Here is a 23,482-nt window from a genome sequence, read left to right as displayed (position 1 = left end):
CTTGACTGAGTTTTTTTGTTTTGGTACATTTGGAATAGAATTTGCATTTATTTACCTTTATAATGAAATGTAAAAATTGTACTATGAAAAAGCTCACTCTCATCATATTAATTCTAACGACACTTGCCTTCGACACTCAAAAAGAAGATGCTTTTGGCACTGGCGAATATTTTAAATTCAGGATTCATTACGGAATCATAAATGCCGGATATGCAACTCTCGAAATAAAAGACGCTACCATAAACAATAAAAAAGTCCATCATGCTATAGGTAAAGGTTATACAACCGGAATGTCAAAATTATTCTTTAAAGTAGAAGATCTTTACGAAAGTTATTTTGACAAAGAAAACGGAGTTCCTTATCGCTACGTAAGAAAAATCGACGAAGGCGGTTATACCAAAAACCAAGAAGGTTTTTTTAATCAGGCCGAGAACAGGGTTTTGGTAAAAGACTACAAACGAAATACCGAGAAAACAATTGTAATTACTGATAATGTGCAAGATATCGTTTCCTCATTTTACTATTTGAGAAACCATCCAAATATTGACAAATTAAAATCTGGCGAAGCGATTACAATCGACATGTTTTTTGACGACGAAATCACAAAATTTAAGTTAAAATATGTAGGCCGTCAAGATATTACGACTAAATTTGGCACCGTTTCTACAATGGTCTTCAAACCACTTGTGCAAACCGGAAGAGTCTTTAAAGAAAAAGAAAGTCTAACACTCTGGATCACAGACGACGACAATAAAGTTCCAATTAGAATCAAAGCAGATCTTGCAGTAGGATCACTTAAAGCAGATCTCGACGAATATAAAGGATTAAAAAATCCATTTAAAGTAAAAAAATAATGAATATCACTGATAATTCAGAATCAATTTTAAAAGAAATTGACCTTAAATTCCAAGCTATAAATCAAAAAACTGATGTTCAATTAGAAGGATTACTTTGGTCAAAACCAATTACTTATTGGGATTACATTCAAACTGATGCACTTTTAAGCTTACAAACTCAACGCACAACACTTCCTGACGAAATGGTTTTTATCATGTATCATCAGGTAAACGAATTAATTTTTAAAATGATTTTGTGGGAAATCGATCAGATTGCCGATGCACAAAACATTCAGGTTGATTTTTTCAGCGAGAGATTATCAAGAATCACTCGTTATTTTGACATGCTTACCAACTCTTTCAGTATTATGGAAAACGGAATGGAAGTAGATCAATATATGAAATTCAGAAACACGCTAACTCCGGCAAGTGGTTTTCAAAGTGCACAATATAGATTGATCGAATTTGCTTCGACAGACGTCATCAACTTAACAGATCGCAGATACAAAGCAAACTTTGACGAAAATACTGATCTCGAAACTACGTTTGAACATTTGTATTGGCAAGCTGCAGGAAAAGATTATCAAACAGGAGAAAAATCATATTTACTTCAGGAATTTGAGAACAAATACAAAGTGCAATTTCTGAGACAAATGTCTACTTTTAAAACTAAAAATATCTGGCAAAAATTTACTCAATTACCAGAAGAAGATCAGCAAAATACTTCATTAATTGAGGCAATGCGTCATTATGACAAAACTGTAAACATTACTTGGGTAATGCAACACCTTAATACTGCAAGAAAATACATATTAGAAAGCGGAAAAGGCAACGGCGAAGCTACTGGTGGCAGTGATTGGCAAAAATATATGCATCCAAAATACCAAAGACGCATCTTTTTTCCTAAATTGTGGACCGAAGAAGAATTGTCCAATTGGGGAAATGAAACAACCACTTAATTTCCCAAAAAAAATAAAAGTTTGAAAAAAGCATTCGTACTTATAGTCCTATTATTCTCTGTTTTTTCATGTAATAAAACCGAGGAAAAAGTAGAAACTAAAATTAGTAAACCAAAAACTAAAAAGGTAGAATTTGGTTTTAATTACGCTGACTTTAATATTGTAAATGACACTATAAAAAAAGGAGATTCTTTTGGTTCTATCATCCAAAGTCAAAATATTGGAGACAAAAAAGTCTTTGATATTGTTGAACAAGTAAAAGATTCATTTGATGTTCGAACAATTCGATACAACAAACCTTATACGATTCTTCGCTCTAAAAATAAAACAAACAAATTACAGGTTTTCATTTACCAGCCTGATGCTTTAACTTATTATGTAGTCGATTTAAGAGACAGCATTGCTAAAGCATATAAAAAAGTAAAACCGGTTACATTAAAACGTAAAATTATTGGCGGCGTTTTAAAAAGTTCATTATCTGAAACTTTAGGAAACGAAAGTGTTGAAACTGCTCTTGCCAGCCGAATTACAAAAGTCTTTTCATGGTCTATCGATTTCTTCAAACTTAAAAAAGGAGATCGCTACGGATTAATTTTCACTGAACGTTTTATAAACGGAAAAACTTATGACGGCGTTGAAGATCTTGAAGCTGCGTTTTTTGAATATAAAGGTAAAATCGTTTATGCTTTTCCGTTTGAAAGAGATACAACTTCAGGAAAAACAGAATATTATGACGATCAGGGAAGAACTTTGAAAAACTTCTTTCTAAAAACACCTATTAAGTTCAGCCGAATCACTTCTCGATTTACTGCAAACAGATTTCATCCGGTTCAACATACCTGGAAAGCACATAAAGGAACTGATTATGCTGCGCCAACAGGAACTCCAATTTCAACAACTGCATCCGGAGTTGTAGAAGCAACCGGATATACGGCTGGAAACGGAAACTTTGTAAAAGTAAAACACAATGGAACGTATTCTACACAATATTTACATATGTCCAGAATTTTGGTTCGCCGCGGACAACGTGTTACACAAGGACAAACTATTGGATTAGTTGGCAGCACAGGACTTGCAACCGGACCTCACGTTTGTTACCGTTTCTGGAAAAACGGTGTTCAGGTTGATGCACTTCGACTTAACTTACCAACAGGAGAATCTTTGACAGGATCTGATAAAAATCGTTTCTTAAAACAAATGGAACCTTTAAAAAGAGAATTGGATAGTATTGGGAATTTGTAAAATCATTCTATTCAAAAAATCAATACTAAATCTATGATTGAAAATTTTATTGCTTTCCGAAATTTCCCAACATTAAATCAGGCTAAAGAGCTTGAGTTATTATTAAATAAAAACAATATTAAAACTGTTATAGGTGATAATATCCCTCCTCTCGATGTCTCTTTTTCCGGAAGCACTTTACGAAATCAATATGAAATAAAAATTGATCCGTCGGATTTTGAAAAAGCTGAAGTTATTCTTGAAAAAGACACCGAAAATCTTCTTGACACAATAGACAAAGATTATTATTTACTGGATTTTACGAATGAAGAACTATATGAAATTCTTCTAAATTCAGACGAGTGGAATGTATTCGATTATAAACTGGCGCAAAAACTTTTAACGGATAGAGGAAAGACTATCGACTCAGAAATGTTGGCTTCCTTAAAAAAAGAGCGCTTAAAAACCTTAGCCAAACCCGAAGAAAACCAAAAAGCCTGGATTATTGCCGGATATGTATTTGCACTTTTAGGTGGCGGAATTGGAATTGTCATTGGATATTCTTTATGGAGATCAAAAAAGACACTTCCAAATGGAGAGAGAATTTATTCTTATAATGCTGAAGACAGAAAAAATGGGCAAAGAATATTCTTGATCAGTATAATTATTTTTCCTATTGCACTTATAATTAAAATTTTATCCAATACAGGAGTATTAAACTCATAAAATTTCAACCTTTTCAGAGCCGGAAAAACAATAAAATTAAACAATCTGTAAACATGAAAAATGCACGTCTTAAAACAATTTACAATGAAACGTTTTCAGGTTTAAGACTATTTTACAGAGACACTAATCTTCCGGAAAATTTAATTTTAAATTATAAAGTTGGTCAGATTATTCAGGAAAGAGGTTTTACTGATATGTCATCTATTGGTGGCGGTTTATCTGGAAATGTTAGATACTTAATTGCAAGTGCACACCCAAAAGATTTATCAAAATTCAATCCTGATTCGGCAAAGATTGGTCATTTTCTTTTAGGTTCAATAGCTTATTTTAAAGTTCTGGACATTCAGAAAATTGAAAACAAAACGCAAATTTTTCTGTTGAACATTCCTGATAATTCGATTTCGCTTTTCAAGAATTCATCTTCAAACCTTGAAGAAGAAATCATAGAAAAAGCTAGAAAAAAATTTAGAGATAAGATCAATTCAGACTTAATTCCATCATTGCAAACTGCAGAATGGAAACAAAGAACAGAAACTCCACTTGGAATGAGTATTAATGGCGAACTATTTTTTGATGATTCGAAAATCAAGATTGAAGAACCAAAAAGAATTGAAATTGACTTAAATAATAAAACTATCGAGGTCAATAAAAAACCTTGGTGGAAAATTTGGTAAACCAATTTTCTAAAAAGAAAGAATTTACATACGATTTGTATTTTTAACTATATAAAAAAGTATCTTTGCATTATTATTCACTTTTATCAAAATTAAATTATGGCAACTACTATCAAAATTACTCCAGTAGTAAAAGGCAAAGAATCTGAGAGATTCAATGCTGCCATATCCAAAAGCAAAACCAATAAAATTTCAGAAGAAAAAAAAGCTCAAATGTTTTCATTGGTCAGCAAAGTACTTGCTAAAAAAGAATAACAAATGGATTTATCTGATTTTACTTTTTCATCATTGAACAACAATGATGATTTATACAATTTTGATTGTGAAGACAGTGAAATAAATGAATTCTTAATCGACGATTCGAAAAAATTTCAAATTGAAAAAATCACTAATACATATTTATTCAAAGAAAATGATCGTATAGCTGCTTTTTTCTCTATATCCAATGATTGTCTAAACGATCTAGGCTATGAAAACTCTATTTGGAATAAACTACACCGAAAAATCAAATTGCCAAACGAGAAAAGAATCAGACAATATCCCGCTGTAAAAATAGCACGATTAGGAATTGATAAAAAATATAAAGGAAATGGGTTATCTCATCAATTACTTGATTTTATCAAAGGCTGGACATTTATTGAACATAAACCAGCTTGTAGATTATTAATACTAGACGCTTACAATAAACCAGTACAGCTTTCTACTTATCAAAAAAATGACTTTACTTTTCTACTTGATTCTGACAAAGAAAAAAAACATAGATTTATGTATTTTGATTTAATGAGACTAGAATAATATTTGTAAAATGAAACCAAATTATTTTCCAATTAAAAGTAAAATAGTTTTGAGCGAAACCAAAGTTTAAATATGGAATATTTAATCGTAACTATTTGCAGAACTTTTTTCTAAATTCAGACGGATTCATTCCTTTATGCTTTTTAAAAACTTTATTCAGATGACTTTCATCAGAGAAATTAAGTTCGTCAGCTATTTCATTTATGCGCATATCGCTATTCAAAAGTCTGGCTTCAATTAACCTTAATTTATAACTGGCAATATATTCCTGAAGCGTTTCACCGATTTGTTTCTTAAAATACTTCCCAAGATAATGAAGCGAAATATTAAAATGCTCACTTATTTTATCTGCTTTCAATTCCTTTGGATTAAAAATATGCTCTTGAATATAATGTAGTATTTCAAGCACCATTTCGCCAGTAGTTTCCTTAATATTCTTTGGCAATTTTAACGCTATGTTTCTTGCTACGACGGTAATAATAGCATTTACAATTTGCTCAGTTATCTTCTGGTGATAAATTTGCTGATTGGTTTCTTCATTTATAATACTTTCAATCAATGAAGCAATTAAGGGTTTATCAATTTTATTCTTTAATATACATCCCGGACGATGACTTGCATTTTGCAAAATATACTCCATTCTCAAAACGGTTTCTACCTGACCGTTTTGAGAATTTGCCTTGATATAATATTCATTAAACCGAAGAAAAAAGAATTTCGTTGGCGTTAAAATCTCAAACGAATGAATATCTTGCGGTGTTATCAGAAACAGATTTCCTTTTCGATATTGAAATTTATTATTGTTAATAATCTGAATTCCGGTTCCATCGACAACATATATTAATTCAAAGAAATTATTTTTCCGAGTTGTTTTCGGAAACTGCTCCAATTCTTTAAAATCCACTTCAAAAGGAAGATATAAGTTTTTGTTCGTCATTAGGCTAAAATACAATTTTAGTACCAATAAGTACAATTTTCAGCGAAAGCTAACTCCTTAATTTTGTATTAAATAACAAACTAAAAGCTATAAAATGAGACTACTTATAATTGGAGCACACGGAACAATTGGTAAAATACTACATCCTGAATTGACTAAAAATCATGAAATCATTTCTGCGGGAAAAAACAGCGGTGATTTTAGAATTGATTTATCAGACACAAATTCAATCGAAAAATTATTCACAGAAGTTAAAAATATTGATGCGTGTATTTGCGTTGCAGGAGATTGTTACACAGGAGATTTGCTTTCGCTTGACGAAGAAAAATTAAATATTGGCATTAAAAACAAACTACTAGGTCAGGTCAGTTTAGTTTTAATTGGACAAAAATATTTAAACAATAATGGATCATTTACACTTACGTCTGGAAAAATGGCAGATAAGCCTGTAAAAAACAATATTAGCAAAGCAATTGTAAATGGTGGAATTAACAGTTTTGTTCTTTCGGCGTCACTTGAATTAGAAAGAGGAATTAGAATAAATGCGATAAGCCCAGGGAAAGTTTCAGATATTCCAATTGAAGATTTAATTAACGCTTATTCAAAAAGTATTGAAGAATCAATAAATGGAGAAATTATTAAAGTGAACTATTAAAATTTTCAAAAATGAAAAACGCAACAACTATTTTGATTTTGCTTTTGTTTTTTAACTCCGTAATTTCACAAACAAAACCATTAATAAAAACAGAATTATTAGGTTCATGGACTTTGGTTTCTGTTGAAAACATAAATTCAGACGGAACAAAAAATCTTCCGTATGATATAAATCCGAAAGGCATTTTGTTTTTTGACGAAAAAGGAAATTATGCCATTGAAATTTATAAAAATGAAAGACTTAAGATAATTTCAGGCGATAAAAACAAATGTACTCCAGAAGAAAATGCGGCAATTGTTCAGGGAAGTAATTCGCATTTTGGAGAATTTGAAATTGACGAAGCAAATAAGATTATTACTTTTAAAATAAAAACAGCTTCGTTTCCAAACTGGGAAGGAACAATTCAAAAGAGATCTTACACTTTCATGAATAACGAACTCAAATATGTCGTAACCAATACAACGCAAGGAGGAAAATCTGTCACAGCCGAAGTTGTCTGGAAAAAATTATAATGCAGATTCATAAAACGTTTTCGTAACTAATTGTTATATAATTGTGAACCTTAAAGCTATTAAAAGTTATTTCAGTATTTTTGTGTTTTTATAACCAAATTTTCAATTAAACTAAAAAATGGCTTTAAACACAACAAACCCAACCGGGACTGAAGCGTGGAAAAATCTGCAAAACCACTATAACGCAATTCACGAAACTACTATACAAGAATTGTTTCAACAAGATAATGCTCGTGTTGAAAAATTCAACTTGCAATGGAATGACTTTTTAGTAGACTATTCTAAAAATAATATTACTCCTGAAACAATCTCTCTTTTATTAGAATTGGCAAATTCGATTGGACTAAAAGATGCGATTGCTCAATATTTTGGTGGAGAAATCATTAACCAAACTGAAAACAGAGCTGTTTTACATACTGCTTTGCGTGCTCCGGAATCGGCAGTTATTAATGTTGATGGTGAAAATGTAATTCCTGAAGTTTACGAAGTAAAAAATAAAATCAAACAATTCAGCAACGAAGTTATCTCTGGCGAAAGAAAAGGTTTTACAGGAAAAGCTTTTACTGATGTTGTAAATATAGGAATTGGAGGTTCTGATCTTGGACCTGTTATGGCGGTTGAAGCTTTACAATTCTACAAAAATCAATTGAACTTACATTTTGTTTCTAATGTTGATGGCGATCACGTTAACGAAATAATCAAAAAACTGAATCCTGAAACAACTCTTTTCCTTATTGTTTCTAAAACTTTTACAACTCAGGAAACTTTATCAAATTCTGAAACTATCAAAGAATGGTTCTTAAAATCGGCATCACAAGAAGATATTGCAAAACATTTTGTGGCGGTTTCAACAAATATTCAAAAAGTAACAGAATTTGGAATTAATCCTGATAATGTTTTCCCAATGTGGGATTGGGTTGGAGGAAGATTCTCTTTATGGAGTGCGGTTGGATTAAGCATTAGTTTAGCGATTGGCTTTGACAACTACAATGAAATGCTGAAAGGCGCAAATGAAATGGACGAACATTTCAAATCGGCCGAATTTGACAAAAATATTCCTGTAACGTTAGCTTTGCTTAGTGTTTGGTACAATAATTTCTTTGGTGCCGAAAGTGAAGCTTTAATTCCATACACTCAATATTTACAAAAACTTGCTCCTTATTTGCAACAAGCAACTATGGAAAGTAACGGAAAAAGTGTTGGTCGCGACGGAAAACCCGTAAACTATCAAACCGGAACTATCATTTGGGGAGAACCAGGGACAAACTCACAACATGCTTTTTTCCAATTAATCCACCAGGGAACAAAATTAATTCCAACTGATTTTATTGGATTCGTAAAACCACTTTACGGAAACGAAGATCACCACGATAAATTGATGTCTAACTTTTTTGCTCAGACGGAAGCTTTGTTAAACGGAAAAACAGCAGCACAAGTTCAGGCAGAATTTGACAAACAAGGACTTTCTGCAGAAAAAGCTGCTTACTTATTACCATTTAAAGTCTTTACAGGAAACAAACCAACGAATACAATTTTAATTCAAAAACTGACTCCAAAAAGCTTAGGATCTTTGATTGCTTTATACGAACACAAAATTTTTGTTCAGGGTGTTATCTGGAACATTTTTAGCTTTGATCAATGGGGAGTAGAACTAGGAAAACAATTAGCTAACTCTATTTTAGACGAAATTAACACAAAGACTGTTAAGAATCATGACAGTTCAACTTCGTTTTTGCTAAATCATTTCCTGAAGAACAAATAAAACTTCGTAAAGAAAGATTTCTTAACTATTTGAAACGCCTTAATTTAACACAAATTAAGGCGTTTTTTCGTATAAAGAAGCTTCTTTTAACAGTTAGAACACTTATTATTGAGAGTTTTCACCTACAACGTAGTTATTATCATTACGTTTTTAACAAAAAACACTAGTCTAAATTCAAGAAAACATTATTTTATTTAACGAAAAAACGAAAAATCATTTTAATGCGCAACACATTAGATAAAACTAGTTTTTCTTAACATTTTGATAACATTATCTGATTTAATTGTTATAATTTTGCCAAAAACAATAAACTAAATAACAAATGAAGACAATGAAAAATTGGTTACTTACTGGACTTTTGTTCATGATAGTTTCAACCGCATTTTCTCAAGGAAAAATTACCGGTACTATTACCGACGGCGTGGGTTCATTGCCGGGAGCAAACGTTGCGATCAAAGGATCCTCGGCTGCTACTTCTACAGATTTTGATGGTAAATTTATTATCGATGCTACAACTAGCACAGGAGAAATCGTTATTTCTTACTTAGGTTACGAAAATCAAACTATCAAATTTGCTGTATCAAATGGTGCAACTACAAATTTAGGAAAGATAGTTTTAGTATCTAATTCAAACGAATTAAGCGAAATTGTTGTTACAAGCAGCGTTATTGACGTAGCTAAAGACAGAAAAACTCCTGTTGCCGTTTCTACAATTAAGGCAGCAGAAATTAAAGAAAAATTAGGTTCTCAGGAATTTCCAGAGATTTTAAAAAGCACACCTTCTGTGTATGCTTCAAAAGCAGGTGGTGGATACGGAGATTCAAGAATTGCTATTCGTGGATTTGACCAAAAAAACATTGCCGTTATGGTGAATGGAGTGCCAATCAATGATATGGAAAACAGCGCTGTATTTTGGAGTAACTGGGCAGGTATTTCTGACGTAACTTCTGCAATGCAAGTTCAAAGAGGTTTAGGAGCTTCAAAATTAGCTATCTCTTCTGTTGGTGGAACTATCAACATTATCACAAAAACTTCTGATATGAAAGAAGGCGGATCTGTTTCGTCTAGCTTTGGTAACAACAATTACCTTAAAGCACAAGCTTCATACAATACAGGAGTAATGAAAAATGGTCTTTCTGCTTCAGTTTTATTCAGTAGAACTACTGGAGACGGATATGTAGATGCAACTGCATTTGAAGGTTACAATTATTTCATGGCTTTTGGTTACAAAGCTAGCGACAAACATAACTTCCAATTTACTTTTACAGGAGCACCTCAATGGCATGATCAAAGAACTACTTCTCCATTATTAAGTGATTACTTGAAATACGGAAGTAACGGTACTGATCCAAACATCAAATACAACTCTGATTGGGGTATGAAAAATGGTGAAGAATATAATTTAAGAACAAATTACTACCATAAACCTGTAATGTCTCTTAACTGGGATTACAATATCAACTCGACAACAAAATTATCTACTGTTGTTTATGCTTCATGGGGACGTGGAGGAGGAACTTCATCAAATGGTGGTATTAGAGGTGATAATGCATACTCTACTAACAATAAGTTAAGAACTGCTGACGGTCTTGTAAATTTTGATTTAATTCAAAACTGGAACTCTGGTCAAGCTACAACTTTAGGAATAAGACTTCCTGTAAACGGTAAATATGAAAACAGTGCTGATACAGGTAGCAACAAAGTTGCTGGTGCAACAGTTATCAATAACACAGCTGGTATTTCTCAAATTGCTTCTGTAAACTCTCACAACTGGTATGGTACAGTAATCAATTTAGACAAAAAATTATCTGACAATTTAACTTTAGATTTTGGAGTTGAAGGAAGAATTTACGAAGGTATTCACTTTCAAAACTTAATTGATTTATTTGGAGCTGATGTTTACAAAAACACTGCTAACAAAAACAATAATCCTGAATATTTCAGCACAACTTATGCTCCAAGACCAAGTGGAAACCCATTTGTTAGTACAGATTACCAAGATAGAATTAACTACTGGAATGACAGTAAAGTAAACTACTACGGAGCTTTTTCTCAATTAGAGTACTCTACTGGTAACTTGACTGCTTTTCTTCAAGCTGCTGTGTCTCAACAGGGATACAAAAGAATCGATCACATGAAGTATCTTGCTTCAGACCCACTTGCTGACACTGATTACAAAAACATTACAGGAGGAGACGTTAAACTTGGTGCAAACTACAACATTAATGAACACCATAATGTATTTGCAAACGCTGGTTACTACTCAAAACAACCATTTTTCAATGCAGTATATCCAAACAATGCTTCAATAGTAAACCCGAATCTTACAAACGAAAAAGTAAAAGCAATCGAACTTGGTTATGGTTTCCGTTCTGGAATCTTCAATGCTAACTTAAATGCTTATTATACTACTTGGGATGACAGATTTACAACTGCAACCGATCAAGCAGCAACTAACCCTAGCGGATATTATACTTTCCAAGGTGTTAATGAAATACATAAAGGTATTGAATTAGATGTTACAGCTAAACCAATTGACAAGTTAAAATTAAACGGGATGATTTCTGTTGGTGACTGGAAATATAAAGGTAATGCTACAAGTAGTCGTTTTGACGTTAGTAATAATGCAATTGACGGAGATCAGCCTTTATACCTTGATGGAGTAAAAGTTGGAAACAACGCTCAAACAACAATGGCACTTGGAGCTGCTTACGAAATTTTAGATGGTCTTAATGTTGATGCTAACCTTAACTACTCAGAAAAATTATTCGGAAACATAGATGTTTCTAAATTTAATGTTGCTAACAACAAAGGAGCTATGGAGTTACCAGGTTTTGCAACTACAGATGCTGGTGTATCTTACAAATGGAACATTACTCCAAAGTTAGGTTCATTAAACTTTAGACTAAACGTGAACAACGTTTTTGATAAAGTTTTCATCAACGAATCGTTCACAAATATTTTTGCAGATGATAATCTTCCTGTTGCAACTGGACAACCAGCTGGCTCAAAAGGAACTTATGCTTCTAATGGACAACTTTATAACGGAGTTGCAACTGCAAACAAAGTTTACTTTGGTTTCGGAAGAACTTGGAACTTCTCGCTACGTTACGATTTCTAAGAATTTAGAATCTTAATAAATAATAAAAACGGCATTGACTTTTAGTTTAATGCCGTTTTTTTATACCCTTTTTTGCTATATTTGTTTTAATAAAAAACACATTTTATGGAATATTTTTTCAAAGAACTTCACAAAGGTTGGGCTTATTTAGCTTTACTACTTTTACTAATTGCAGTTATAAATTCAATTATCGGATTAACTTCAAAAAAAGAATTCACAGCTAAAGATCGTAAAATTGCCCTTTTTGCTTTAATAGGCACACATACCCAATTATTGATTGGTATAATTCTTTATTTTGTTTCTCCTTTAGGAAAAGCAGCTTTTGGACAAATGTCTAATGCCGAACTTAGACTTACATCATTAGAACACCCTCTTATTAATATTATTGCTATCATTTTGATAACTATCGGATGGTCAAAACATAAAAAATTAATCAATAGCGAAGCTAAATTTAAAACTTTTGCTATTTTTTACGGATTAGGATTATTGCTTATCTTAAGTAGAATCCCGTGGAACCTATGGTTCTAAAAAACCTCAATTAAAGCCCTAAAATTCTAGGGCTTTTTTTATCTCGGCATATTATTTGTACAAACTCCCCAAGTCTGAAAAAAAATAAAAAATGAGAAATAAAAAACATATTATACTCACAACACTTACTATAACCTTTTTAAGCTGTTTTACTTATGTCATAAGTCAAACAAAACCAGCAATCGAATCTAAACCACCTCAACAGGACACGGTAAAAACTGCAAGACCAAACTTAATTGCAATACCAACAGATTCTGTTTTTACTGACAAAGGTTTAAAACTAAAGCCATACAAAAAAAACGCACATGCCTCCTACTATGCTGATCGTTTTAATGGTAAAAAAACAGCAAACGGAAGCAGATTCAGCAACAGCGCATATACTGCTGCACATAAGAAACTCCCATTTGGAACGAGGATAAAAGTAACAAATGAAGCTAACGGAAAATTTGTAATCGTAAAAGTTACCGATCGTGGTCCGTTTGTTAAAACAAGAGAACTTGACTTATCTAAAAGAGCCTTTATGGAAATCACCAAAAGCAAAGGAAGCGGTGCCATGAAAGTGACAATAGAAACAATAGTAGAATAAAAAAATCCCGTCTTGAAGTTTCGAGACGGGATTTTCTTTTAAACAAACTTTCTAATACTCATTACAATTCCGGTATGGATTCCTTCGTGGTAATTATTGAAGCTCAAAGCGCCATCAATATTTTTGAGTATAAAGCCTAAACTTGTTGGATATTCGGTGTAAGAAACAAAGATATTATTAGCAAAATCTTTTTGAACCTGATCTAATGTAGACGAAAGCAACGCTCTGATTTCATCAACTTCGCCTTGTGAAACATCGCCTTCCGGTTTGGTTCCTTTTCTATATTTGGCAACAAATTCTTCTGAAACTAACATTGGCAAACCTGACAATTTGTAGATTAAAACCTGATGTGAAGCTACACAATGAGCAATATTCCAAATTAAATTATTTGTAAATCCCTGTGGGATCTTGTTCAATTGTTCTAATGAATGATTGTCTAAAACCTTCAATAAAACTTCTCTAATGGTTTTTTGTACTTCAAAAACTGAATTCATAATTTTATTTTTTTTTCTAAAATTAGGCATTTTTCAGTTTTAAATGAATTTTCTTTGTAGTCTCTTAAATTTAAAAAATCATGAACAAAATATACTACTTAGCTTCTTGCGACACATGCCGAAAAATCATCAAAAGTCTACCAAAAGACAACAACCTGGTTTTTCACGATATTAAACAAAATCCAATTACAGAAGCTGAACTTGAAGAAATGTACAAACTTGCCGGAAGTTACGAGGCTTTGTTCAGCAAGAAAGCGCAGTTATACAAATCAATGGATTTAAAAAATAAATCTCTGACTGAAGATGATTATAAAAAATACATCCTGGAACATTATACATTCATAAGCCGTCCGGTTTTTATCATCGACGAAAAGATTTACATTGGCAATACACAACCTGTAACATTGCAGGTTCAGAAAGCTTTAGAAAAATAATATTTTAAAGCTCTAAATAATCGAGAGCCGCGTTAGGGATAGAAGTGGAAATCCTTTTTTTGAGCTTTTTCTGCTCAAAAAAAGATTGGAGCGGATAGCCCGACCGAAGGGAACGCCCAAATTAAAATTTTGGCTCTAAAAAAGTTAACCGTAAATTGCACAAATTTCCGCGAATTATTTGTTGAGCTTAAAAATTCTTACTAATTAAATTCGTGTAAATTCGTGAAATTCGTGGCGAAAAAACTTTAAGTCGTTCAGCATAAAACAGTTTAGCATTTTACGACTAAACACAGCAAAGTTTTATTTATCTTTGCGCCTTTATACTCAATTATATGATACAATCTATGACAGGGTTTGGCAAAGCTTCTTTGCAATTGCCTACAAAAAAAATTACCGTTGAAGTAAAATCTTTAAATAGTAAAGGTTTGGATCTGAACGTAAGAATGCCGTCGCTTTATCGCGAAATGGAGTTAGGTTTAAGAACTCAGATCTCTACGAAACTTGAAAGAGGAAAAATTGATTTCGGGATTTACATCGAAAGTACTTCTGAACAAACTTCAACTAAAGTAAATGTTCCTGTTGTAAAAAACTATATCGCTCAGCTTAAAGAAGTTTATCCTGATGCCGATGAAACTGAATTAATGAAAATGGCCGTTCGTATGCCTGATACGCTAAAAACGGAACGTGAGGAAATCGACGAAAACGATTGGGAACAAATTCAGGTTATAATTGAAGACGCGCTTCAAAATATCTTAACTTTTAGAAAAGACGAAGGTGAATCTCTTGAGAAAGAATTCAACTTAAGAATTGGAAATATCCGCCAATATATGAATGACGCTTTGGCTCTTGATCCGGAACGTGTTCAGGCTATTAAAGATCGTTTGCAAACCGCTATTTCGGAATTACAAGTTAATGTTGATGAAAATCGTTTTGAACAAGAACTGATTTATTATTTAGAGAAACTGGATATTACTGAAGAGAAAGTTCGTTTGACAAATCACTTGGACTATTTCTTAGAAACTATAAAAGGTACTGAAGCTAATGGTCGTAAACTTGGTTTTATAACTCAGGAAATGGGTCGCGAGATCAATACAATGGGTTCAAAATCAAATCACGCTCAAATGCAAAAATTGGTTGTGATGATGAAAGATGAATTGGAAAAGATTAAAGAACAGGTTTTGAATGTACTTTAAATCCTAATGAAAGTTTTTCTTCTTTCGATTATTCTTTTGCTTAGCTTTCAAATTAAAGCTCAAGATATTTCAGAAATTAATAAGGTTTTAGAAATATCAGATACATTAGAATTTCAAAAAGAAATTCGTATTTATAAAGATTATTCTATTGCAGACCGAATTACTGTTCTTAGAATGTATGATGAAGGAAAAAATAATTGGATTGTTACTATTTACTACTATTCAAAAACATTAAAACAAGTTACCAAGATTAATGAAATCCGTTTTCCTAAAGAGAATATTGGAAAATTAAAACCAAAAGATGGAAATCTAATTTGGCTAAATTTATTATTAACCAATGTGGAATTTTTACCAAGTATGACAAGCATACAATATAAATTTGAAAAACCTTTTATTGATATCGAAAAAGGAGAACAAATTATAGTAAAAAAGAAGCTTCTTGTTATAGATGGCTTAGGTTATCAAGTTTTTGTTCAAAACGGAAAACTAAAAAACAGTTTTTCTTTTAACAGTCCTGAGGCTTATTTAAAACGTTATCCAAAAGTTGATGAATTAATCTCATATAATGAATTATTATCAATCATAAAAGAAGAGTTTAGTCTCTGAATTGATTGATCACATATAAATAAAGAATGAACAAAGGAAAATTAATTGTTTTCTCAGCACCTTCAGGATCGGGAAAAACAACTATAGTAAGACATTTACTTGGGAAAGAAGATTTAAACTTAGAATTTTCGATCTCAGCGGCTTCACGCGACCCACGCGGAGAAGAAGAACACGGAAAAGATTATTATTTTATTTCGTTAGAAGAATTCAAAAAACACATTAAAGCCGAAAATTTCCTGGAATGGGAAGAAGTTTATCGCGATAATTTTTACGGTACTTTAAAATCTGAAATTGAACGCATTTGGGCTTTAGGCAAAAACGTGATTTTTGATATTGATGTAGCCGGCGGATTGCGTATTAAACATAAATTTCCCGATCAGACTTTGGCGGTTTTTGTAAAACCTCCAAGTGTCGACGAATTAAAACGCCGACTAAAAGAACGTTCTACCGAAAGTGATGACAAAATAAACATGCGTATTGCAAAAGCTTCTGTTGAATTGGCGACAGCTCCGCAATTTGACACAATCATCAAAAATTATGATTTGGATACTGCCAAAGAAGAAGCGTATCAATTGGTGAAAGCTTTTGTAAACAAAGACTAGAAACTTCCTAAACCAATACTATTTTACAATAAGAGCCGTTAGCATTGATGTAAACCGCTATTAATATTTGTATTATGATTAATTTATTTGAAATAAAAAGAAACGAGAATTATCTAAGCATTATTATTCTTGTAATTAGAATATTAATTGCAACATTAATGATTTCGCACGGATTATCTAAACTGAATATGCTTTTAGCAGGAGGTAAAATTGATTTTCCTGATCCGCTTGGAGTAGGAAACACAGCTTCTTTGACTCTTGCTGTTTTTGCAGAAGTGATATGCTCTTTCTTTATTTTTATTGGTCTTGCCACAAGATTAGCTACTTTGCCACTAATTATTACAATGTTAGTTGCTGTATTTGTTATTCATGGCGCTGATCCAATTGACGTTAAAGAAATGGGGATTTTATATTTACTGTTTTATCTACTTCTTTTGGTTACCGGAAGTGGTAAATTTTCTGTTGATTATCTGATTTCGAAAAAGAATCGTTACTAAGCTATTTTTAAATACCACAGATTAATTTGAATGTAGAACCTACTATTTGAATTATGAAAAAAAACATTTTATGAAGATAGGCCTTTATTTCGGAACTTATAATCCCATTCATGTTGGCCACTTAATTATTGCCAATCATATGGCTGAATTTGCCGATTTAGATCAAATTTGGATGGTCGTTACGCCACATAATCCGCTTAAAAAGAAAGCCACTTTATTAGACGATCATCAACGCTTAGAAATGGTTTTTCTGGCAACAGAAGATTATCCAAAAATTAAACCTTCGGATATTGAATTCAAGTTACCTCAGCCTAATTATACGGTAAATACGTTGGTTCATTTGCATGAAAAATATCCAACGCATGACTTTTCACTAATTATGGGCGAAGACAATTTGAAAACCCTTCATAAATGGAAAAACTACGAAGTACTTTTAGATCATTATGATATTTATGTTTACCCGAGAATTTCTGATGAAGAAGAAAACACTGAATTAAAATCGCATCCAAAAGTTCATGTTATTGATGCGCCAATTGTAGAAATTTCTTCAACTTTTATTCGAAATAGTATTAAAGAAGGAAAAAATATTCAACCACTTTTACCTCCAAAAGTTTGGGAATATATTGACCACAATAATTTTTATAAGAAATAAAAAAAGCTGTCCAAAAAATATTTTTCGGACAGCTTTTTTATTTTAAATTCCAATTTACACACAATATTGTCATTTCGACGGAGGAGAGATCTCCACGAGAAGCTCGACAAAGATTTGATAATCGCTGCGGAGTTACTTGCGAAGATTTCTCCTCCGTCGAAATGACAAACTGGTGCGATAAACATACATTGCGTAGGACGGATTAATCCCGAAGCTTCGGGAATAATCTGTTGAACACAGTGAATAACATAGAGACAAAAAAAAGCCTGAATTAAAAAATTCAGGCTTTTTACATTTTATAACGTTACGCTTATTTGAGCTTTAACTCTTAATCTGATATCGCTTAAAGATTGATTTACTAAAAGTTTTCCGTCTCTAAAAACTTCTTTCAATTCACCTTGTTTCTCTTCTTCCCAAGAAACATTATCGGTTAAATGGTATATTCCATCAACTAAATCAATTTTCATTAATCCTTTGGCAGATTTTTTAGTTCCGTCATCTGTAATCGGATCTTTAAAAATAGCTCTTCCTTCACCATCAACTTCTCCGTAAGTCGCTTTCATGGCAAATCCAAAAGTATCTCTTGTGTTGTATTGATACGTAAATGAACCAATTCCAAGAACAACATTTGTAGAAGCAAATCCTTTTGCTTTTAATCTTTCGCAAATTTGGATAGATCTTGCAACAGTAATACTATCGCCGTAAATAGCGCCTATTTGAGGAATAAGCTCTTTATATCCTTTTGCGTTAGTTGTACCTCCAAAAACATCCCAAAGAAGCTCAATTACGCCTTTTTTCTCTTCTTGTGTTTTTCCTTCTGGATTTCCGCAGATAATATCAACCGGATCACCACTATCAGGACGAATCACAACTTTACCTTCTCTGCCAACAATATCTTCTTTTAGACGAGGTAAATAATCAGTTAACACTTTCCATAAATCCCAGGTATCAGAAACGATAGAAACAATTCCTTTTGGATAAACTTCAGTAACTAATCTTTTGAAAGTTTCACACTCACCTTCAGTAGTTCCCATGCACATTACAGAATGCTCTGTTGCTGCAACTGAACCTGCGATTAATTCAGTATCAGAATTGGCATTGTAATAATCTTCGAAGAAATCAATTACCGGAATCGTATCAGATCCTGTAAAACTCAATAAATGTCCCGCAGCAGAAGTTATCGCAGCTTCGATTCCGCCCATTCCCCGCATTGAGAAATCATGTGCTTGCCAGTCTACAAATTCAGGAACAGAAGAAGTTTCATCAGCATATTTGTCTAATACTTTTCTGTATTCTCTCGCAATTGTAGCTGAATTACAAGGCAGCCAAATTACCGCAGAAAGTAATGTTTCGAAATAATTCGTCAACCAGAAAAATTCCGGAAGCGTATTGTACATCGTAAACATTGGCACTCTCAAAGGCACACTCGCGCCTTCTGGCAAAGCTTTAAATACCATTGGAATATATCCTAAATCATGCAAATCTTCGATATGTTTTGTACCAACTTGATTTTCGCCTAAATAATTATTGATTCGGCGTGCGTATTTTTTAACGACTTCTTCTTTTGGCTGTTTGAAAAAATCAGCATCAAAATCATGAATAATATATTTTTTGATAAAATATTGTAATCCAAAAAATACAACTTCATCAAGTCCTTCAATTCTTGATTTTCTTGGCGTCCAGTTAGAATATACTAATGTGGTTTTGTCTGGATATTGTCTTCTGTGGTCAACTTTGTAACCGTCGGTTAATAATAATGGGTTCATATAATTTCTTAGTTATTAAATTTATTATTTAGTTCTAAATCCAGTTTGATTAGAAAATCTTTCCCGAATTTATCGTTCTCTAAACCTTCATATAAAAACAAAGGCAACGTTTTATCACAATTTTGTTTATGACTTAAAATCGCCATACACAAAGCAGCGACAGTATCAGTATCTCCGCCATAACCAATACTTGTTTTTAAACAATCACTCATAGAAGTCGCTTCCGAAACAATTTTAATAACAGATTGTGTCGTTGGATATCCGTGCATATCTATTGGCGAAGTAATCTTGTAGGTTTCATTTTCCTTTAAAGTTTCATTCAAAAACGGAATTAAAGTCGTTCCATCGCCTAAATTATATTTAAAATAATGAACCGCCAAAGCAATACGTTTTGCACAACTAATTCCTTCGATTGTATGATGAGAAGTTTTTGCCTGAATTTCGCAAAATTCGATTAACTGATTAATATCTTTTAAATATCCAATAGAATACGCTCGCATTGCAGAACCGTTACCGCTACTGCCATTATCGATTATTTTGATAAAATCAGCTCCGTTTTTACTTGCGTCTAAAGCGTTGTAAACTCTATCTGAATATCCTCTTCTCTTGTCTCTGTGAAATACTTCGACAAACTTATCTGCAACTTTAATCTCGTTCCAATTATCATCTTCCAGCAACAATTCCGAAATTGCAATTGCCATTTGAGTATCGTCTGTATATCTTTTATAAATCTCTGTATAAAGTCCATGTTTATGATATTGAGTCAAATCGTTATTTTGTGTAATAAAATCTAAATCCCGAAATTCAAAACCTGCACCATATGCATCGCCTATTGCTGCTTCTAGTATCATAATTACTGTTTTTGATTGTTAATTTGAATGTGGTAATTCTGTTTAAGATTTAAACTCGATATACTTTGACGGAACCTCATCTGTCAGCCAAACATTATTTTCGGACAAGTAAAACTTAAACCCATCTTTAAACATTTCGGCACTTCTTACAGTCAGAATTTGAGGAGCTCCTCTTCTTCCTCCTACTTTAATCGCAGTTTCACGATCTTTGGAAAGATGTACATGTTGACGACTCATTTTTTGCAAACCTTCTTTTTTAATGTTTTCCAAAAATTTCGCAACCGTTCCGTGATATAAAAACTCTGAAGGCTCGGCTTCATTCAGGTTTAATTCTACCGAAATCGAATGTCCCTGACTTGCTCTTATTTTCGTTTTATCTTCATTAAAAGCAAAACGTTTTTTATCATTATTTTCTACAACGTAATCCAAAAGTTCTACAGTCATTTGGTTTTGACTTCCTCTATTATTGCATTTTTCAATTAATTCATCAACATCAGCCCAACCGTTTTCGTCTAATTTTAATCCGATGGTTTCTGGTGAATGTCTTAAAACTAAACTTAGAAATTTGCTTACGCTCTTTGCTATTTTTTCATTCATGATTTTTAATATTATTTTGATTTAAAAGTCATAAACAACAACTTCAATATCATTATTCGAAAGTGTTTCCAAAAGAATAGGTTCTATCATCTCCCACTTCCCACCTGCTAAACCACAACCAATTCTAGGCATATGAATAGTAGCTTTGTTATCTTCTGCAAAAAGAGCGATTTGTCTTAAACCCTCTTCAATAGCATCATATCTAATTGGAGCATTTCCGTTCTCGTCCTTGTTAATTTTGTGCTGACCAATTAAATTTGCTACCCAAAGATCTTGTTCTACCTCAACAAACTGAACTTTCCCCAATTCAAAATCATCCTTTGATTTAAACCATTCTCTATATTGATTTTCCGGTTTTTTCCATCTTTTAGAAATAGCCATTACAAATCCTTTTCCCCAACCTCCAATATCATTACAAACATGAACGATTATCTTATTTTCTGATCCTTGAGGCGATGTTGCATCGCCTTTTATATATTGAATATCTTTCATTTATTTTTTTTTAATCAAACGTTCCTACGGAACGTAAACAAAACTTCTTACTATTAGTTCTACCGATGAAATGTTCCTATGGAACAAAAAAAGTGCATTTAGAATTCCTTATTTATAATTTTTCAATTCTAAAGACAATCTTTCGCACAAATCATCAATATCATTTTTTCTTGCTAATACCGAAATCCATTTTTGAGGAATATTATCAATTCCATAATATATTCCTGCCAAACCTCCTGCAATTGCTCCTGTTGTATCAGTATCTTCACCTAAGTTTACTGCTTTTAAAACAATTTCTTCATAAGTATTCCAATTTAAAAAACACCATAAACTAGCTTCCAAACTATGAAGAACATAACCTGACGAATGAATTTCATTCTCCGGATAATCTGCTATATTATTTTTTAGAACCCTATCAAACAATTGAATCTCAACAGGATTAAATTTCTTGTCACTTAAAAAATCAGAAACAATCTTTTGCATTCTTGTATATGCTTCTACCTTATCATTTCCATTTAAAATTTCTAAGCAATAAACCACATAAATAAAACAAGCAAATACAGAACGAAAATGTGCGTGCGTAATAGACGATACTTCCTTTACTTTTTTGTAAATAACTTCAATATCTCTTTCATTTTGAAGATAAAAAGCTAAAGGCAAAATTCTCATTAAAGAACCGTTTCCGTTATCTTCTTCGTAAAAACCTCCACATAATTCCGGCTCATATCCTTTCCCTATATTGTGAATTGCATGTCTGGTCGCTATTCCAATATCAAAAACTTTTCCGTGTGGCGTCCATAATTCTGCACTATACCATTTCACAAAATTTCTGGCAATATCAGATAAATCAAAGCCTTTACATAGACTTTCTGCTAAACAAAAAGCAAGTGAACTATCATCGCTCCATGTTCCTGCTGGCTGGTGATGTGTTCCAAAACCAATCATTTCAGAAACAGGATTTTCTTTTAGATGTGATCTCGAATAAAACTCAACCGGAACACCTAAAGCATCTCCAACCGCCAAGCCAAACAAACCTGATTTTATTTTATATTCAAAATCATTTTCAATTATATCATTGTAAATCTTGAAATTTTCATCATCAAAACAAACAAAAATGATTTTTTCGAATTGATTTTTATGTTCAAAATTGGAAATAATATTAAGTGCAATTTTTGCTGCTAAATCTTTTGGAAACTTATATATTCCTGTACTTATATTAGAGAAAGCAATTGTCTTTATGTTCTTTTCAAGTGCCAATTCTAAAACGCTCAAATAGCAGTTTTGTAACAATTCGATTTCAAGACTTTTTCCATTATTCCAAACTGGTCCAACGGTATGAATCACGTATTTTGAAGGTAAATTACCAGCCGTTGTTATTACCGCATCACCAACTTTACAACCGCCTTGTTTATTTCGAATTTGAACACATTCATCTAAGATCGCTTTCCCTCCTTTTCTATGAATAGCACCATCAACTCCACCTCCGCCTAACAAAGAAGTATTGGCAGCATTTACAATTGCATCAACTTTAATTTCGGTTATATCGGCTTTGATGATTTCTAAAATCATTTTCTAAATAAATTAAGTTTATCTCTTAGTTCAATATTCTCAGTTACTAAAGAACGATCCGTAAAAAACACCTTTACTAATTCTATTCCATCAACTATATTAGAATTAAAATCCATCAAATCTTCAGATGGAATCCAAAGTTCATTATGGTTTTTATCTCCAACATTCTGAATTTCGTATTGCTTTAAAAAGTCTGTTTTTACTTCAAAAGCAGTAACGATTCCAATAAATCCTGAAAATTCATCGACTGTATTCCATTCAAAAGCAATTTGTTCAGCATATTCTTGATTCGTTACCGGATAAAAAATTGGTTGCCATTCTAATCTTGGAGGAAACAAATTATAATCTGTCTCCGCAATCAATTCCATTTCTTTCAATCCTACCGGACGATATAATCTTATTGTTTCCATAATTCAA

Annotated in this window: 27 protein-coding genes; 19 read left to right on the top strand and 8 right to left on the bottom strand. The window is 32.4% G+C overall.

Annotated features, from left to right (window positions below):
• The first annotated feature begins 83 nt into the window (after window positions 1-83).
• The 7 genes from C8C83_RS10580 (at window position 84) to C8C83_RS10555 (ending at window position 5,211) form a co-directional block, all read left to right on the top strand.
• Window positions 84-854, top strand: coding sequence for a DUF3108 domain-containing protein (locus C8C83_RS10580; RefSeq protein ID WP_121330017.1), 771 nt, complete (start codon window positions 84-86; stop codon window positions 852-854).
• Window positions 854-1,795 carry a tryptophan 2,3-dioxygenase family protein gene (locus C8C83_RS10575; protein ID WP_099709848.1) on the top strand — a complete coding sequence of 314 codons (942 nt, stop codon included), beginning with the start codon at window positions 854-856 and terminating at the stop codon, window positions 1,793-1,795. The genes C8C83_RS10580 and C8C83_RS10575 overlap by 1 nt, the downstream gene beginning before the upstream one ends.
• A gap of 21 nt (window positions 1,796-1,816) precedes the next feature.
• Window positions 1,817-3,037, top strand: a complete 1,221-nt coding sequence (locus C8C83_RS10570) for a peptidoglycan DD-metalloendopeptidase family protein (RefSeq protein WP_121328495.1) — start codon at window positions 1,817-1,819, stop codon at window positions 3,035-3,037.
• 33 nt (window positions 3,038-3,070) lie between these two features.
• Complete coding sequence (locus tag C8C83_RS10565; RefSeq protein ID WP_121328493.1) at window positions 3,071-3,742, top strand: hypothetical protein; 672 nt, start codon at window positions 3,071-3,073, stop codon at window positions 3,740-3,742.
• A gap of 53 nt (window positions 3,743-3,795) precedes the next feature.
• Window positions 3,796-4,416: a hypothetical protein gene (locus tag C8C83_RS10560; protein ID WP_121328491.1), complete on the top strand. Its 621-nt coding sequence runs from the start codon at window positions 3,796-3,798 to the stop codon at window positions 4,414-4,416.
• A gap of 99 nt (window positions 4,417-4,515) precedes the next feature.
• Window positions 4,516-4,671 carry a hypothetical protein gene (locus tag C8C83_RS27215; RefSeq protein ID WP_165877234.1) on the top strand — a complete coding sequence of 52 codons (156 nt, stop codon included), beginning with the start codon at window positions 4,516-4,518 and terminating at the stop codon, window positions 4,669-4,671.
• 3 nt (window positions 4,672-4,674) lie between these two features.
• Complete coding sequence (locus C8C83_RS10555; protein WP_121328489.1) at window positions 4,675-5,211, top strand: hypothetical protein; 537 nt, start codon at window positions 4,675-4,677, stop codon at window positions 5,209-5,211.
• Between the two features lie 91 nt (window positions 5,212-5,302).
• On the opposite strand, the gene C8C83_RS10550 is transcribed toward C8C83_RS10555, so the two are convergent.
• Complete coding sequence (locus tag C8C83_RS10550) at window positions 5,303-6,148, bottom strand: AraC family transcriptional regulator (protein WP_121328487.1); 846 nt, start codon at window positions 6,146-6,148, stop codon at window positions 5,303-5,305.
• Window positions 6,149-6,242: 94 nt separating this feature from the next.
• On the opposite strand from C8C83_RS10550, the gene C8C83_RS10545 reads away from it, so the two are divergent.
• The 6 genes from C8C83_RS10545 to C8C83_RS10520 all read left to right on the top strand — a co-directional run bounded on the left by C8C83_RS10545 (window position 6,243) and on the right by C8C83_RS10520 (window position 13,312).
• Window positions 6,243-6,803, top strand: a complete 561-nt coding sequence (locus tag C8C83_RS10545; protein ID WP_121328485.1) for a short chain dehydrogenase — start codon at window positions 6,243-6,245, stop codon at window positions 6,801-6,803.
• A gap of 11 nt (window positions 6,804-6,814) precedes the next feature.
• Entirely contained in the window at window positions 6,815-7,315 is a 501-nt protein-coding gene (locus C8C83_RS10540; RefSeq protein ID WP_121328483.1) for a lipocalin-like domain-containing protein, read from the top strand.
• 118 nt (window positions 7,316-7,433) lie between these two features.
• A complete protein-coding gene (gene pgi / locus C8C83_RS10535; RefSeq protein ID WP_121328481.1) occupies window positions 7,434-9,077 on the top strand; it encodes a glucose-6-phosphate isomerase in 1,644 nt (547 codons plus the stop codon).
• A 331-nt stretch (window positions 9,078-9,408) separates the two neighbouring features.
• Window positions 9,409-12,198 carry a TonB-dependent receptor gene (locus C8C83_RS10530; protein WP_347812784.1) on the top strand — a complete coding sequence of 930 codons (2,790 nt, stop codon included), beginning with the start codon at window positions 9,409-9,411 and terminating at the stop codon, window positions 12,196-12,198.
• Between the two features lie 105 nt (window positions 12,199-12,303).
• Window positions 12,304-12,726 carry a hypothetical protein gene (locus C8C83_RS10525; RefSeq protein WP_121328478.1) on the top strand — a complete coding sequence of 141 codons (423 nt, stop codon included), beginning with the start codon at window positions 12,304-12,306 and terminating at the stop codon, window positions 12,724-12,726.
• 91 nt (window positions 12,727-12,817) lie between these two features.
• Complete coding sequence (locus tag C8C83_RS10520) at window positions 12,818-13,312, top strand: septal ring lytic transglycosylase RlpA family protein (RefSeq protein WP_121328476.1); 495 nt, start codon at window positions 12,818-12,820, stop codon at window positions 13,310-13,312.
• Window positions 13,313-13,350: 38 nt separating this feature from the next.
• Here the strand turns inward: C8C83_RS10520 and C8C83_RS10515 are convergent, their stop codons facing one another.
• Window positions 13,351-13,806 carry a DinB family protein gene (locus C8C83_RS10515; RefSeq protein WP_121330016.1) on the bottom strand — a complete coding sequence of 152 codons (456 nt, stop codon included), beginning with the start codon at window positions 13,804-13,806 and terminating at the stop codon, window positions 13,351-13,353.
• Window positions 13,807-13,886: 80 nt separating this feature from the next.
• On the opposite strand from C8C83_RS10515, the gene C8C83_RS10510 reads away from it, so the two are divergent.
• The 6 genes from C8C83_RS10510 to nadD all read left to right on the top strand — a co-directional run bounded on the left by C8C83_RS10510 (window position 13,887) and on the right by nadD (window position 17,790).
• Window positions 13,887-14,240: an ArsC/Spx/MgsR family protein gene (locus C8C83_RS10510; protein WP_121328474.1), complete on the top strand. Its 354-nt coding sequence runs from the start codon at window positions 13,887-13,889 to the stop codon at window positions 14,238-14,240.
• 332 nt (window positions 14,241-14,572) lie between these two features.
• A complete protein-coding gene (locus tag C8C83_RS10505) occupies window positions 14,573-15,433 on the top strand; it encodes a YicC/YloC family endoribonuclease (protein WP_121328472.1) in 861 nt (286 codons plus the stop codon).
• Between the two features lie 6 nt (window positions 15,434-15,439).
• Window positions 15,440-16,039, top strand: a complete 600-nt coding sequence (locus tag C8C83_RS10500) for a hypothetical protein (protein WP_121328470.1) — start codon at window positions 15,440-15,442, stop codon at window positions 16,037-16,039.
• A 26-nt stretch (window positions 16,040-16,065) separates the two neighbouring features.
• Window positions 16,066-16,641, top strand: a complete 576-nt coding sequence (gene gmk, locus C8C83_RS10495; RefSeq protein ID WP_072964295.1) for a guanylate kinase — start codon at window positions 16,066-16,068, stop codon at window positions 16,639-16,641.
• 74 nt (window positions 16,642-16,715) lie between these two features.
• Window positions 16,716-17,138 (top strand): DoxX family protein, encoded by a 423-nt coding sequence (locus C8C83_RS10490; protein ID WP_121328469.1) that lies wholly within the window; start codon window positions 16,716-16,718, stop codon window positions 17,136-17,138.
• Window positions 17,139-17,208: 70 nt separating this feature from the next.
• Window positions 17,209-17,790 carry a nicotinate (nicotinamide) nucleotide adenylyltransferase gene (nadD, locus tag C8C83_RS10485; RefSeq protein ID WP_121328467.1) on the top strand — a complete coding sequence of 194 codons (582 nt, stop codon included), beginning with the start codon at window positions 17,209-17,211 and terminating at the stop codon, window positions 17,788-17,790.
• A 296-nt stretch (window positions 17,791-18,086) separates the two neighbouring features.
• On the opposite strand, the gene C8C83_RS10480 is transcribed toward nadD, so the two are convergent.
• The 6 genes from C8C83_RS10480 to C8C83_RS10455 all read right to left on the bottom strand — a co-directional run bounded on the left by C8C83_RS10480 (window position 18,087) and on the right by C8C83_RS10455 (window position 23,475).
• Window positions 18,087-19,556 (bottom strand): nicotinate phosphoribosyltransferase, encoded by a 1,470-nt coding sequence (locus C8C83_RS10480; protein WP_121328465.1) that lies wholly within the window; start codon window positions 19,554-19,556, stop codon window positions 18,087-18,089.
• An 8-nt stretch (window positions 19,557-19,564) separates the two neighbouring features.
• Entirely contained in the window at window positions 19,565-20,407 is an 843-nt protein-coding gene (locus C8C83_RS10475) for an ADP-ribosylglycohydrolase family protein (RefSeq protein WP_121328464.1), read from the bottom strand.
• Between the two features lie 42 nt (window positions 20,408-20,449).
• Entirely contained in the window at window positions 20,450-21,004 is a 555-nt protein-coding gene (locus C8C83_RS10470) for an RNA 2'-phosphotransferase (RefSeq protein WP_121328462.1), read from the bottom strand.
• 21 nt (window positions 21,005-21,025) lie between these two features.
• Window positions 21,026-21,496, bottom strand: coding sequence for a macro domain-containing protein (locus C8C83_RS10465; RefSeq protein WP_121328460.1), 471 nt, complete (start codon window positions 21,494-21,496; stop codon window positions 21,026-21,028).
• Between the two features lie 108 nt (window positions 21,497-21,604).
• Window positions 21,605-23,065: an O-acetyl-ADP-ribose deacetylase gene (locus C8C83_RS10460; RefSeq protein ID WP_121328458.1), complete on the bottom strand. Its 1,461-nt coding sequence runs from the start codon at window positions 23,063-23,065 to the stop codon at window positions 21,605-21,607.
• Window positions 23,062-23,475, bottom strand: coding sequence for an ADP-ribosylation/crystallin J1 (locus C8C83_RS10455; RefSeq protein WP_121328456.1), 414 nt, complete (start codon window positions 23,473-23,475; stop codon window positions 23,062-23,064). Before C8C83_RS10455 ends, C8C83_RS10460 begins: the two co-directional genes overlap by 4 nt.
• Window positions 23,476-23,482 lie beyond the last annotated feature (7 nt).

This window comes from Flavobacterium sp. 90, from assembly GCF_004339525.1.
Taxonomy (GTDB): domain Bacteria; phylum Bacteroidota; class Bacteroidia; order Flavobacteriales; family Flavobacteriaceae; genus Flavobacterium.
This window is presented reverse-complemented; position numbering and strand designations above follow the sequence as displayed.